Source organism: Sphingobacterium sp. Lzh-3, from assembly GCF_046764375.1.
In the GTDB taxonomy this organism is placed as follows: Bacteria; Bacteroidota; Bacteroidia; order Sphingobacteriales; family Sphingobacteriaceae; genus Sphingobacterium.
In genome coordinates this window covers 4370267-4385658 of the sequence record NZ_CP177226.1, presented here as the reverse complement: position 1 = coordinate 4385658, position 15392 = coordinate 4370267, and the positions used below count along the sequence as shown (strand labels likewise).

Annotated in this window: 6 protein-coding genes; 1 reads left to right on the top strand and 5 read right to left on the bottom strand. The window is 43.7% G+C overall.

Translation table 11 applies throughout. From position 1 onward, the window contains the following. Positions 1-20: 20 nt before the first annotated feature. The 5 genes from ACLCDV_RS18530 to ACLCDV_RS18510 are packed head-to-tail and all read right to left on the bottom strand — an operon-like array spanning position 21 to position 10843. A complete protein-coding gene (locus ACLCDV_RS18530; protein ID WP_411971907.1) occupies positions 21-1046 on the bottom strand; it encodes a DUF5627 domain-containing protein in 1026 nt (341 codons plus the stop codon). 16 nt (positions 1047-1062) lie between these two features. Beyond that, positions 1063-2826: a RagB/SusD family nutrient uptake outer membrane protein gene (locus ACLCDV_RS18525; protein WP_411971906.1), complete on the bottom strand. Its 1764-nt coding sequence runs from the start codon at positions 2824-2826 to the stop codon at positions 1063-1065. A gap of 21 nt (positions 2827-2847) precedes the next feature. Continuing rightward, positions 2848-5727 (bottom strand): SusC/RagA family TonB-linked outer membrane protein, encoded by a 2880-nt coding sequence (locus ACLCDV_RS18520; protein ID WP_411971905.1) that lies wholly within the window; start codon positions 5725-5727, stop codon positions 2848-2850. A gap of 27 nt (positions 5728-5754) precedes the next feature. Further along, a complete protein-coding gene (locus tag ACLCDV_RS18515; RefSeq protein ID WP_411971904.1) occupies positions 5755-7650 on the bottom strand; it encodes a RagB/SusD family nutrient uptake outer membrane protein in 1896 nt (631 codons plus the stop codon). A gap of 10 nt (positions 7651-7660) precedes the next feature. Beyond that, positions 7661-10843 carry a SusC/RagA family TonB-linked outer membrane protein gene (locus ACLCDV_RS18510; RefSeq protein WP_333574572.1) on the bottom strand — a complete coding sequence of 1061 codons (3183 nt, stop codon included), beginning with the start codon at positions 10841-10843 and terminating at the stop codon, positions 7661-7663. A gap of 440 nt (positions 10844-11283) precedes the next feature. Here ACLCDV_RS18510 and ACLCDV_RS18505 point away from each other — a divergent pair, with 440 nt between their 5' ends. Beyond that, complete coding sequence (locus ACLCDV_RS18505) at positions 11284-15363, top strand: two-component regulator propeller domain-containing protein (protein ID WP_411971903.1); 4080 nt, start codon at positions 11284-11286, stop codon at positions 15361-15363. Positions 15364-15392 lie beyond the last annotated feature (29 nt).

Here is a 15392-nt window from a genome sequence, read left to right as displayed (position 1 = left end):
TGTTCGTTATAGAATTGATACTACTTTTTGATGGGTGTAAATGTTTCCATTTTTACAGATCTGTCCCGCATCACGAGGGTATCCTTGCTGGTGACACTCATTTGTGTCATATCGATCGTGTAGGAAAGATAAAGTGCATCTCTGTCTGCATTGCCCCAGCTGTTTTTTTCGCCCCGTTTGACAAACTTACCGGTTCCTGTAGCGGAGATGCCAGCACTTGCCGAGCTAATGCTACAATTGTTGTCGTCATCAAAAGTTAAGTTCAGATTGACATTGATATTGACATCATCAGCTCCTTTAAAAGAAAGGGGTAAGATCGATTTCTTTAGCGCTGCTGTCGTGACGCTTTTGACTTCGTCTTTTTCTACATAAGCCTGATGTCTGACGATATTTTTTGTCAAGCTGTTATTGGCACCTTTGCCGACAATTTGGTCGGTACCCCGACGCAGGTAATTGCCGTGCCAGGGATTGATATATTTGAGTGCATAAAAGGTAAAATCTTTTGGTGCGACATCCCAATCGGATACAATAGCCCTATTGGCAGCCTGTAGCGAAGTTTTACCGGAGAGGATGGAATCGGCGTTAACCACTTTTGTCATCCTTAGAGGAAGTACGTAATAGGTTTCCAAGGATTTTGGGTCGGCAAAAAATGCGTCAGTCAGCTGTACTTCAACACCGCCTGTGAGACTACCACTTGGGATATTGATCTGATTGCTAGCAAGCTGATAGTAATTGTTGGGTAATGCGGTAACTGCCTGCCCGTTTGGATAGCTAAGGCCATTCGTAAGGCTGTTGTCGACAACAAAATCGATACGGATGTCTTTTCCATTGTTGTATACTCCTCCAGTGGTTGCCATGACTTTCACCTTATGCTGGTTGTCGAGGCTGTTGTCAAAAATGTCTTCGCCTAGGGTTACCGTTCTGACGGGTGTCTGATAGGCGAAGTATACCGATTGAAATTCGAAATCTGGGAACTCCCAGTCGTTATTTTTGCAAGACGCTAGGCTTACCAAAGCCATGGCGTAAAGAAGATTGATCTTTTTCATTATGCGTGTATTAATGTTAATTCCATCCCGTATTCTGTACAAGATTGCTGTATTTGAGTACTTCACTGTACGGGATCGGACCGTAGTACATAAAGTTTTCATAAAGTCTATTCTCTACCGGAATCTCGGTATAGCTGTTGTTGCTTATACTGATTCCTTTTGCAGCAACGTTGATATCCAACTTCCAGCGACGCAGGTCCCAAAACCGAAACCCTTCAAAACAAAGTTCTAGTCTCCGCTCATTGCGGATCAGCTGCCGCATTTGCTCTTTGTTGTTTTTTACCTGTTCTAGGTAAGGATCGCCATTGTTGGCTCCTACACCCGCCCGTCTGCGAATAGCCTTGATGATGTCGTAGGCCGAGAAGGTAAAAGTACCCATGCCAGTAGGCCCCCAGGCCTCATTTGCGGCTTCGGCATAGGCCAGATACATTTCTGTCATCCGTATACGTGTATTGAAATGCATTTGTTGTGTAGAAGATGAAGGGTTGAGGTTTACATCTTGGCGCAGCAGCTTTTTCAGGTAATAGCCCGTCCGAGTAGATGTTTCGACCTTATTTAACCCATCGTTTGTTGGACTATTGGCAGCGGTATTGATAGCTGTGTTGCTTACGCCTGCCGTGGCACCATTGACAATAATGTAAGTCTTCAATCGGGGATCCCGCTTGTCGTAAGGATTGGTTTTATTGTAAGCCGAATTGGCATCGTCAATGGGATAGCCATTTTCCATGGGAAAGGCATCGACCAGATTTTGTGTTGGATTGAGACGTCCTCTGCCAAATAATGTTGGCGGAAAATGGTCCTGTTCCATGCTGTTGCTATTTCCTTTGTCGGTGCGCCAAAGTATTTCGGCCGGATTGGATCCGGAGGTTAAGCCATCGACCACATCTTTATTGTACCAGGTGAATCCTTTCGGATCGATACCACTTGGTCCACCTTTGGCCTGGATGACCTGCCCCGCATAGGTGGCGGCTTGCTCCCAGGTTGTTTTGCTGCCCTCACTGTATGCCGGACTTGCCGCCATTAACGCTGCTCGGGCACGAATTGCCTGCGCGATGCGCTTGGTCATGCGGAGTTTGAAATAGGCTCCAAATACACGGTTGTAATCGTCTTTATTGATTGTGCCTGCGTATTTGACCGGAACTTGACTGTCTGCACCGATGTCTTCATAATCCATAGGCAACAGGTCTTCTGCTTTTTTGATGTCATCGTAAAGTTGCTGCATGCAGGCTTCGAAGGGTGCACGACTGTGGTTAAAATCCGAATTGACATCTTCGGGAGTCAGCAGGATAGGCACACCAAGTATCTCACCGGTACTCGACTTTCCGGCATGGGATTGCAACAGGTGAAACATAAATAGTGCCCGGAGACCATAAGCTTCACCTTTCATGCGATCGTTAAACATCGTACTGACCTTGGGATCCAAGGCCCATTCTACTTTATCACTTAGGGATAAAAAATTGTTGAGGTACTGTATGGCTGCATAGCTATTGCGCCATTGGTCGAAAGGATTGTTGATGCTTGTCCATTGTCCGGTTGCTGTTTTAAGGTAAGTATTGCTTTTATCGTTGCTCACAGCATTGTCTGTGGCGACATCATCAAAGCTATAGCTATTAGCCGGAACCCGGTTGTATCCATTTAAAAGTAGCCCTTGTGCATAAAGGGGGCGACTATTGGCTGTTTCAATTTCAAGATTATTTTCAAGAGCCGGCTCAAACATATCTTCACAGGAAGAAAATAGTAAGCTGCTTAGGATGGCTATGGTTAGTATTCTTTTCATCATTCTCGTCTTAGATAGTAAAGATTAAAATAGTGCCTTCAGTCCGATGTTGAAAAAACGCATTTGTGGTGCTTGTCCAATATTCAATTGCATCGTTTCCTTTTCTTTGGCGATGGTCAGTAGGTTGGATCCCGTGGCATAAATCCCCAGTTCGTGTATAAACTTAGCATTGAATATACGCTTTGGGAAATCGTAAGACAGCTGCACTTTGGATAGGTTGATGCGATCGGTCTTGTATAGCCAAAAGTCTGAGCTTCGAAAGTTGTTGTCACTGTTAAAGGTGGTAAGGCGCGGATAAGTTGCGGTCTCCTTGGTCGACTCTGTCCAGCGGTCACGTACGACCACTGAATATTTATCTTCCGCATCTACCCAAAAGTAAGAACTGTTTTTCATAGCTTTGGCTCCGAACTGTCCCGTTGCCGCGGCAAATAATGTGAAATTATTCCATTTGACGGTCAGGTTGCAACCTAATGTCAGTGGGGCACCGGCCCATCCGCCTTTGCCTAAGTATACTTCGTCGCGGGTATCGATGGTACCATCACCATTCTGATCTTTATACTTGATATCCCCAGGCTTGACTTCTCCAAATGTTGAAAAGGCAGCTTGGTCAATTTCACTTTGACTGTTATAAAAACCATCATGCTGTAAACCCCAGATGGCATCCAGTGGTTTTCCGGCTCTGTTTTGGTAAGCAAATTCATAGAGTTCGTCCCTTTTTACCGCCTTGGTCGTATAGTACATCCCGTTGAAACCCAGTGATACGAAGGTTTTGTTGATCTGTTTGTTCAGATTGATGCCAAAGTCGACACCCCTGCGTTCGTCGTCGTTAAAATTGACATAGGGAAGGTCAGAATAAACGGGCCAGTAAGTCATAAAATACATTGGGTACTGTGTTGCCGCCTGTACCAACCCCCCGCTCATCCGATTAACAAAGTAGGACGTATTAAAGGTGATCAGGTTGTTGTAGAGCCCACCTTCGAGGTTGATATTAAATTCCTTGCGTTTCGGGAATTTCATGTTGGGGTTGTCACCCCTGCGTCTGTCAAAGGTATGGACGAGGTCACCGTCGCGCCAGCTATACCATGCTGCGTCGTTATAGGTATAATACCCCTGATAGAGGTAATAGTCGCTAATATCCAGATCCGTGTTTAATATACCGGCCGAGGCGGATAATCTTAACTCATTGACGACTTTGCTGTCGACCAAAAAGTTTTCTTTAGATAGACGCCAGGCGAGCGCTAAAGTAGGAGATAGGGCTCTTCTATTCCCTTGTGGTAATTTGGCGGAATGACTGTAAGCACTGCTAAAGTCAACATAATATTTGCTTGAATAATTGTAGCCCAACTGCAGCCCTAAGTTGGCATTGCTGGTTTTGTGGTAGCTGCCGGAGGCAGCGATCTGGAACGCATTGGCCAATAGGATTGCCGATACATGGTGGTCGTTACCGTAGGTACGGTTAAAGTTTAGGGACCCATTGAGACCGATGGTCTGTCTATAGGTACTGCCACTGATATTTTGGATGCCTGAAATACGGTCGTCACCATATTTTGTGAGGCTACTGATAAGGTCTTTTCCATCATAGTTGTTCCACGATGCCTGATAAACAGCATAATTGTTGTTATAGGATTGGTTGTAATTTGACTGATAATCCACAGCCAGATTGGTTTTGAAAACCAGACCTTCCAAGACGTTTTTTAGATCAAAATTTAAACCCGTATTAAATTGAAACTGCCGATTTAGATAGCGGTTTGTGCCGCCGGCATAAACGTTTGCAAAGGCATTGGTTTGATCCAGCTGACTTCCCCCAAGGAGATATTTGCCATCGATGAGAAAATTGCTGTTGTTGACATACACCATCGAGTTGACGTCACCTTCTTCGATCATATCAATAGGAATGAGTGGAGAGAAGCGATGTGGCCGCACGGTTGCTGCTGCACCCCAGTAGTCCGCATTTACCCCTTTGGAAATATAAAAACTGGCTGCTGCATCGACGTTCAGGGAGATCAGATCATTGACTTTCACATCGATGTTACCGCGCATATTGAATCTATTGGCGCCACCATTTTTTTTCGCCTGTCCAAAATTGAGGAGGGATCCTTCAGACCAAAATCCAAAGTTGGTATAATATTGTGCACGTTGATTGCCTCCTGAGATTTCAGCGGTGGCATCGTAGCGATTATAGTGATCTTTGATATAGTCCGATGAATAGTAATCCACGTTGGGATAACGATAAGGATTTGTTCCGGCTGCATGTTGGTAGATTGTTTCGGCACTATAGAGTGGTGATAATCCATCATTTTGTCGAGCTTCATTATACAATGTCATATATTCTGCGGAGCCAAGATATTGCGGATAGCTCATAGCCGCATTGATACCGCTATTGGCTCTAATTTTTATCTGTTGACCTCCGGATTTTCCGCGTTTTGTCGTGATGCTAATTACGCCTTTGGCTGCTCGGCTACCATAAAGAGCGATGGCATTGGCGCCTTTCAATACACTGACCTGATCGATTTCTGTTGGCATAACGTTATTGGCATCACGCGGAAATCCGTCCACTAATACCAAATAACCACCCATACCCCAAATATTACCGTTGTATCCCGGAATAAAGGCATCTAGATTTTCCAGACTGTAGGTGTTGTAACTCTTGTCGAGCAATTGTGGAACATTGATGGATTGTACATTGCCCATAAGGTCCTTCTTCTGAACTTTTCGGAAAGCGACCTGCACAAGTGTCGTACTATCGGTGCCAATACTGTCCGGACCAACAAATGTCGAGCGCTCCGGAAAAATATTTTTATGTTGTCTAATGGTTGGATTAAGTGATTCTTTCGCCATTCCTTCAGCGGTAGCTATCCAACTCAATCCAAGACATAGTGCTATTCTTAATTTTTTGTACTTCATTTTTTGAATGATTAAATGAAAAACTTGTTACCAGCCTGGGTTCTGATAGAACTCGGGATACATGTTGACATCTCTGACCTTTAGGGGCAACCAGTAATGCTTGCTTGTAAACTTCCGTTCCAAAAGGACATTTTCTTTCATGTTGACGACGCGGTTTTGGGATGGATCTACGGTGTTGAAGGTTCCTGCCCGATCAAAAACAACCGATTTTTTTAAGGTGTAAGGTGATTCGGCCAACAGCAACCAGCGTCGCAGATCATTAAAACGATGACCTTCAAAAGCGAGCTCCACAGCTCGTTCCCGCCGTAGTTCAGGTAACAATGCGTTAGCCGAACCTAGAAATTTGGCATCTACATGACCCACGCCAGCCCGATCCCGAACGATATTGATCGCATCAACTGCTGTTTTACCGTAATTGTCGGCTTTGCCTGTAGCTGAGTTGGAAGCCATCATGGCGGATTCGGCGTACATCAGATAGACATCAGATAAACGCATATAGGGCACGTAAATATGAAGATTGGATCCATAATTATAGGCTTGATCATATTTGTTGGCTGTTATAGGGACAAATTTACGTAACACGTAGCCTGTCTGGCTGCCAGACTGGATATCTCGATAGCTTCCATTACTGTAAAGGTTAGCGTATCGATTTTTTTCGTCCTGTGTATTTCCCTGGACGACTTTTGTTCCATCGAAAATGATGTCCTTATAAAAGCGTGGGTCGCGATCTTTCCAAGGGTATTCGGCATTGTAACCTGATTCTGCGTCAGACTGGGTAATGTCTTTGATCGGTAAACCGTTTTTCATACCATAGTAGTCGACATAATTGGCTGTTGGAATAAACTTCAATGCATCTCCGTCGGAGACGACCAGCGGAATGTACTGTTTACTGGTACCATAATTCGATACCCATGCGTCAATGTAGGGCCCTCTAAATATAGCTTCTGTACTGCCGGGCATGGCCCAATTTTGGCCTGTTGTGTAAAAATTCAAGTGAATATTGGCCATAGGAACAAGGGCGTAATTTGTCTGTCCGCTTTCGACAAGTGAAAGTAGTTCGCCAAAGGCCTGGGCTGCTTTTTTACAATAGTCGGTATGATAGGTTTTATTCCCGGTAGACTGAAAATTCATCAAAGGGCTTCCCGCCCAAAGATAATTTTTGCCAAGATAAGCAAGGGCCATGATTTTGTTGATGCGCAATTGATTTTTACCCAGGGTACGTTTTCCGGCAGTGGTATTGTCCCAGTCGATTGGCAATAGATTGGCCGCTTCTCTAAAATCGGCCGCAGCAAGATCCGCACAGGCATGGTAGCTCAATCTTGGCAACCGCAGCTTTTCGTCACTTGGAAGTACATAATTGATGTACGGCATCCCGCCAAAATATTCCATCAATCGGTGGTGAAACCAACCTCGGAAAAATAACAATTGCCCCTTGATCAGGTTCTTTTCTTCGGAGGTGGCTTCGGTTAATTTGTCGATATTTTCTAGTCCGAGGCTTACTTTTCGCAGACCAAACCAGGCCGCGCTCCATAAATCGCGGAAGGCGCGGTTGGCAAATACATCCCCATTGATGGTGGTAAAATCACCCTGATCCATCCAGCCGGAGCCCCAGCCGTCGGATTCTCTTTGCCAACCCCAAAAATTACCGTTGTCGATTTTGTGAACGAAATGATAATTTCCAGCTGTTGAGGTCATTTCATCTTCACCCCAGTTCCACGAGTTGGTCCAGTAGTTGTTGCTGAAGTTGACAACACAGCTGTATAACTCTTCTGTATAGCCCTGAAAGTTAATAAAGTTTTTAAATGCTTCTTTGGAGGACACATTGGACTGTTCTTCTTTATCCAGGTATTTTTTACACGAGAGTAGGGAAGTTGAAGACCAGATCACAGTAGATATAAAGATTACCTTGAAATACTTTTTCATAGTGGTAGGATTAAAATGTAATGTTTGCACCTAGATTAAACCGCTTTACCGTAGGGTAGGCACCCTGTGATGCCCAGCCCGTACCGGCATAATTGGATTCACGGTCGTCTGGCATTTTGGACCAGAAAACTAAGTTGTTGCCATTTAGAAAAATGCGAAGGTTTTGAAGCCCAAGGCGTTTGATTACGCTGGATTCCCGATTAAAATTGTAGGCAATTTCGGCTGTTTTCAATCGAATGTAGGAACCATCAAACATATACCGGCTACCGGGTGTATAAGTACTCGACTGTGATAACCAGCGTGGTAGTGGTACGTCTGCATTGACATTGTCTTTTGACCAATAGGAACCTTCGTCATAAGCGAGGTTAAGCTGGCCCGAGAAGCTGTTGAAAACAACCTGCCGGGTGACATTATTTACGGCATACCACTGGGTCATGACACTGAAATTCTTCCAATCAAATCCAATGGTATAATTATAAGTGTTCTGTGGAACCGAAGGAAAGGCGTAGGGAATATTGTCCTTAGCATCGATAATACCATCCCCGTTATAATCCAGTATATGATAATTGCCGGGTAGTTTCGCTAGGTCATTGCTTTCGTGCGCGGTACTCGAATAAAGTTCGTCCCAAGTATTGTAATATCCGGAGCTAACATAAGAATAGGTTTGACTCACTTGTTTGTTATCCGGTTTCTGATATTCGGGCAGCAACTCGGGTGCATCGGCATTGATGACTTTATCCTTGGCATGGGTAAAATTGATATCAGCCCATATTCTCCAGTCGGTATTGAGCTGTCTGTTAAATTTCAGTTCTACTTCAAACCCTTTATTCTGTACCTTACCTAGGTTGGCTGTAGGTGCCTCCATCCCAAAGTAGGAAGGAATGGCTCGGTTGGCGCCGCTAATCAGAACATCTGTCCGGCGGTCTCTAAAAAAGTCGACTTTACCGGTTATCTGGCTATTGAACAGACCGAAGTCGAGGCCGATATTGAATTTGTTAACTTTTTCCCAGCGGATATTTGGATTGCCAAGCGCACTTTCCTTATACCAGATATAAGGACTGGTATTGCCGTCGGAGTAGGAGTAGCGGCCTTCAACCCCCATGCCAGCGGTGCCCCCATATGCCCATTGGGTTAGGTACAGAAATTGACGGCCGCCACTATCGTCACCGATGTCACCATAGGACGCACGTAACTTGAGCATATTCAGAAACGAGATAGGCCTCATAAACTCTTCTTCAGTAACTAGCCAGCCTATCCCACCGGAATTGAAAAAGGCAAATCTATTGTCAGGACCGAATTTTTCTGATCCCGTATAGGCTCCATTGTACTCGAGCATATATTTATTTTTGTAGTTGTAGGTGGTGCGGAATACCCAGTCTTCGCGATAGGAGGGAATCATACTCCCTGTTCCGGTCTGATTGCGGTTAAATAAACCCATGGCAGTGATGTTGTGATTCTTAGCGATGGTCGTTGCGTAGTTTAACTGCAATTGATAAAATAATCTTCGATAGGTAGACCAGTCTCTGACCTGTCCGGCACCGGTTGTCCAGTTTATGCCCTCGACGAAGTCAAATCTATTTGTACCATCGAAAGCGATCTGATAGGTTGGCAATCCCGTATTGGGATCGATCCATTTACTTTGTGTACTGTTGTTGGCATCATTGATACCGCGGCCGCCCTCGACAAACGTGTTGTCCAGTGAGATTGTCCCACGAACGTTAAGCCCCTTCGTTAAAAACTTAAGATCTTGTTCGAGCGTAAAATCTGTTGTAATACGACTGGTGGTGATGTATTCGGTTCCGCTAAGTGCCAGCACACGGGCAGAGTTTATCCCGGCTTGTGTGTTTAAGGCATAGTAACCCCAGGTACCGTCTGAATAGCGTGGATAAATAACATCTGGAGCTACCGTATAGGCAGCGATCCAATAGGAATAGTCGTTGCCGCCGCCCCATGGACTTTTTTTGACACCGCGAGACCCTGCCAAGTTGGTTGAAAATTTAGTTGTGGGAGTAAGCTGGAAGTCTAAATTGGACCGTACATTTAGACGGTTAAAACCGTAGCCAGCTTTATAACCGCGAGCATTTTCGAACTGGCGGAACATATCGCCTTCGTAAAGAAAGTCCGCATTGGCAAAATATTTGACAAAGGGTGTACCACCAGCAATATTGACGCTGCTATTTTGTGAAAAAGCGTGGCTTTTAAAGAGTTCTTTTGCCCAGTCGGTATTCACATAACGTTCGCGTTCCGTCTGGTCAGCGGGAAAACGGTATTTATTGATGACGTCTTGTGGAAGATAGTTGGCCCAACTGGAAGGAGAAATCCCTAACTCATATTCGATAACTTTGTTGCGTAGCATCAAAGCATCGTACGAATCCATTTTTCCCGGAAGTTGGGAAACCGTTTTTACAATGTTGTTGACGGTACCGCGTATCAGCATTTGCCCTTCTTTACCCCGCTTGGTGGTGATTAAAATAACGCCATTGGCCCCTCTAACACCATAGACAGCAGTTGCCGAGGCATCTTTGAGGACGGAAACAGTTTCGATGGAACTGATATCAACGGCAGATAATGGTCGTTCCACCCCATCGACCATGACTAATGGGTCGGTATTATTCCAGGTACTGCGTCCGCGGATCACAATACGGGGATCTTCCTCGCCCGGCATACCGGTACTTGCCGTGGTAATGACACCGGGCACATTACCGGTCAATGCGGCGCCTACACTGGAAACACCACCTGCGCGCTCGAGGATTTTACCCGAAGTTTGCGCAATGGCGCCAACGACAGTTTCCTTTTTTTGACGACCATAGCCGACAACAATGGTTTCCTCGATTTCGATAGACTTATCGCTTAGTTGTACTTCTACCGTGTTCTTATTGTGGATATCCACTTCGAGTTGGCCATATCCTAGCTTGGAGATGGTCAATAAATTATTATCTGCAGGGACTTGGATCGTGAAAGCTCCATTGTCATCGGTAGCCGTGGCTAGCGAGGTGCCTTTTACCCTGATGGACGCACCGCTCACTTTTTTATGGTTACTATCGACGACAATGCCCCTTATCTGCCTTTTGGCCTGAGCATAGAGTGTTGCCTGTCCCACATAAAGCAGGAACAGCAGTAAAGTGAATGGCTTAGCTATACCCCATAGCTTTTTCCAATGCCTTACTCGTGTGATTGTACATGTAATCATCATCGCATTTGTGGATTGATAAATAGGTTTAAGAATTCTTGGTTAAATTTTCTCTAATTGGCTAGATACGTTTGTATCGGTGTTCCCTTAGTTCATTTTGATAAAAAATCTAAGGGACAGTCATGGATCATCAGGTACTGTCATATGCTGTATAATAATTGGTTAAATTTTTTATAACTATATAGCAACCGGTTGCATTGTTTGCATATAGTTTTCCCTATATTGGGAATGCCTTTCAAAGCAGTTTATAATTGTATACCAAAGCTAGCCATTGGAAAATTTGGTGGATAGCAAGAATGTTTAAATGAAGGATAAGAATGTCAAAAAATACCGCTTACATGGGTCAAATGATTGTAGAGACTAGTTTAGTAGGGATTAATTTGATAATTTAGTTGACAGTTCAATACAGATTTTTTTGTATTGAAGATTACATACCTAAATATATGATGCGAACTTTAGTGGTATTCACCTGGATGATGCTGACGTTTTTTTCTTATGGACAAAGCCAGCCTGTAACTTTTCAACGCTATTCTTCAAAGGATGGACTTTCTTCCAATACAATCTATAGTATCTACCGCGATAGTTATGGTTTTCTTTGGCTAGGAACAGAGGATGGGCTTAATCGCTTCGACGGACGTCATTACAATGTCTACCGGTATGATGCCAACAAAGAGAATAGTTTAATGGCAAACCATATTTCGGCCTTATGTGAAGACAGGAAGGGAAGAATATGGATCGGTACAAATGGAGGGGGATTAAGTTATTATGATCGGGAAGCTGACCGGATCAGGTCGTACAATCTTACCCCTGATGGTAAATGGCTCAGTACCGCTATTAATGCGATCGATAAGGATGCAAGTGGAAATATCTGGATCGCTTCCTATGGTGCTTTGTGTATTTTGGACGTCAATGATCTACAAAAGAGAATGGATCCAACTTATCGACGTATTGTAGAAGCTTTTGCCGGTAAAGTAACGGGCAGTGTTTTTCGTGACCGAAAGAACAACATGTGGGTGTCATCAGAGAATGGCATATTTCGCATATCGGCAGACCTAAAGACCATAAAACGTTTTGAAGTTCTTTCGGAAAAGGAAGGATATGGAAATGGAATTGAAATTAGTTCCATTGTTGAAGATGATCAGGGCCGTATCTGGGTCGGATCTATGCTCGGCCTTAAATATTTGAAGCCGGGGGATTCGCAGTTCAATAAATTTAGCGCAGGAGAAGGGAAAGGAGCTTTAAGCAGCCCCCGCATTTACACCTTATGTCACAATCAAAAGCAGGACTTATGGATCGGAACGGACAATGGTCTTGATGTGCTTAATACCAGGGATTTAACAGTTCGGACTTTTAAGCCGGATCCAAGTAATGTTCATAGTCTTTCTCATAAATCGATACGGTCTATTTTTGTCGATAATAGCGGAATTTACTGGATAGGTACCTTTCAGGGAGGGCTAAATAAATTCGATACCAATTTAAGCCAATTTAGATTAAAAAGTTTGGATTTTTTGGAGGGTATGACCGGTGACCCAGCTATAGTAACTTCTTTCGCGGCTTATCAGAATAAGATTTTTTTGGGCGTTGATGGTGGTGGTATCTGGAAATATGATCGAACCACAGATAGACTGTCGTCGGTTGAACTTTCGGCCAACTTACCTAAAGATCTTACGGTGTTGACTTTGGAAAGAAAATTCGATCAGCTTTGGATCGGTACCTATCAGCAAGGGGTTATCTGTTATGATCTGCTTAATGGAAATCTAAAAAGATATACTGTTGGTAACAGGGAAGATAATTTGAATAATAACGATATTTTTTGTTTAAAAGTAGACTTTCGGGGGAATACCTGGGTTGGGACGAATGGCGGCGGCGTGAACATCATTCAAAAAGGAAACGCTATCGTCAAAAAATACAAGCGGGAAGAGCACTCAAACGATGGAATAGAGCTACCTGGAAATTTTATACGTGCATTAGCGGAAGATCAGGAACATAATATGTGGATAGGAACTTACGGCTCGGGCCTGGTGATGTATGACCCTTTGAAACAACAGACTACACTGTATGACAAAGCAAAAAATAAGCTCCCAAGCAATTATATATTAGCCGTGCATACGGATAAAAATGGAAATTTATGGGTTGGAACAAATGGCAATGGAGTAGGTTTGCTGCGAAAAGGGAAAACACTATTTGAGACACTTTCTGAGAAAGATGGATTGGTGAATGGTGCTATTCAGAGTATTATCGAGGACGATAAAGGGAGGATCTGGTTTTCAACAAACAAAGGATTGAGTTGTTATTCTCCGGTGCAAAATAAGTTCAAAAACTATTCTAATGCTGTGGGATTGCAAGAAGGTGCTTTTATGCTCGGTGCGTCACTAAAAACGGACGATGGAGAAATTTATTTTGGTGGGCAGAAAGGGTTTAACCATTTTTATCCGGCTCATTTAAAAACAAATGGCAATCCTGCGAAGGTCGCACTGACGGATTTAAAAATTGACAACGTGATCGTTCAGCCCACGGAGAAGGGGCCAATACAGCAGTCGCTGTTGACTGCCGATCGCATCAACCTGAAATATAAACAAAATTTTTCAATTTCTTTTGCCGCGCTAAATCTAACTGTACCTGAGGATAACCAATACGAGTACCGACTTGTCGGCTTTGACAAAAATTGGATTCGAAATGGAAAGGAAAATAGTGCCTATTATACAAATTTGGATCCGGGAGATTATGTTTTTGAGGTTCGCGCAAGCAACAACGACGGTATTTGGAACAAGGAAATCAAATCGATTGCGATACATGTTGCTCCACCGTTTTGGCGCACCATTTATGCTTATCTATTTTATGTGTTAGCAGTATTGGGCGGCCTGCTGTGGATCAGACATCGCGGGATCCAAAAGTTAAAACAAAAATTTGCGATTGAACAGGAGCGTATCCAGGCGAGGCAGCTCATTGAACAGCAAAAGAGAGATGCCGAGACAAAGCATCAAATAGATGCAATGAAAATCCGATTCTTAACAAATTTAAGTCATGAATTCCGAACCCCAATCTCTTTGATCACAGGGCCCGTGGATGCTTTGATTGCCAAAAATAAAGATAGCAAACTGGGCGATCAACTAAATCTGGTAAGCCGTAACGCGCGGCGGCTTTTAAATTTGGTCAACCAATTACTGGATTTTCGTAAAATGGAATACCATGAATTGAAAGTGCAGGATGAAGATGGTGAATTGGTATCTTTTGTACAGGAAGTATACCGTTCATTTCAGGATATGGCGCTGCAAAAAGGTATCGATTATTCTTTTTTTCCATGCCAGGAAAAATTGTATTGTCGTTTTGACCGAAATAAGGTTGAGCGCATTCTATTTAATTTAATCTATAACGCTTTTAAATTTACCAAAAAGGGTGGGGATATCGCTGTAAGTATATCCTCTATAAGCCTTGTCGACAAGAAAATGCATGTTTCCCTTGAAGTGCGCGATACTGGTATCGGAATTCCCGAGCAATTGCAACAATCGATATTTGAGAGTTTTTTTCAGCATGATACTGAGGGCAAGGTGGCAAGTCAGGGTTCAGGTATTGGACTGTCAATTGCACAGTCATTTGTTCAGATGTACCATGGCGAGATTTCGGTTAACAGTCAACCCGACAGCGGAAGTACCTTTAAATTTGATCTATGGCTGGATCAAGCTGAGTCGGTATATGAGGGTGGGGTTGAACCAGAAGTAGTTACGGAGATACAACCTGTGGAGCTTAGACAGTGCCCGCTTGTGTTGGTGATTGAAGATGATGAAGATTTTAGATATTACCTCAGCGAGTCTTTAAAGGAGTATTATCAGATTATCGAGGCTACTAACGGAAAGGATGGCTGGCAAAAAGCACTTTTTCATCACCCTGACCTTGTGGTGAGCGATGTTCAGATGCCATATATGAATGGTATGGAATTTTCACAGAAGCTGGCGCAGGATAAACGGACAAAACATATTCCTGTTGTACTGCTGACGGCCTCACAGGTCGACAATGGTCTTGTTTGCGGGCTTGAATCGGGTGCGGTGGGATATCTGACCAAACCTTTTGATATGGATGTACTGGTAGCGAAGGTTAACAGTTTGCTTCAGCTGAACCAGGCGTTCAGGGAAGTCTATAGTAAACAGGTGTCTATTTTAGCGCCCGAAATGACGATCAGGTCCGAAAAAGATAAATTTTTACAAAAAGTACTCAATTATGTACACGATAATATCGATAATCCGCAGTTATCGGTCGAAGCGCTAAGTGCCCACACCTCGATGAGCCGGGCCTCCCTTTACAATAAGCTGCTGGAACTGACGGGCATGTCTCCCGTAGATTTTATACGCTCTGTGAAACTAGAAAAGGCGGCAGGTTTGCTGGAAAAAAGCGATAAGTCTATTTCTGAAATTGCTTATGAGACGGGATTTGCCAATCCAAACTATTTTACAAAAGTCTTTAAAGCAAAATATCAAATGACGCCAAGTGAATATATCCAATCGCATAAAAGTACATCCGTGCACTAAGCATAATATTGTTATTTAAAAGGTCGTTT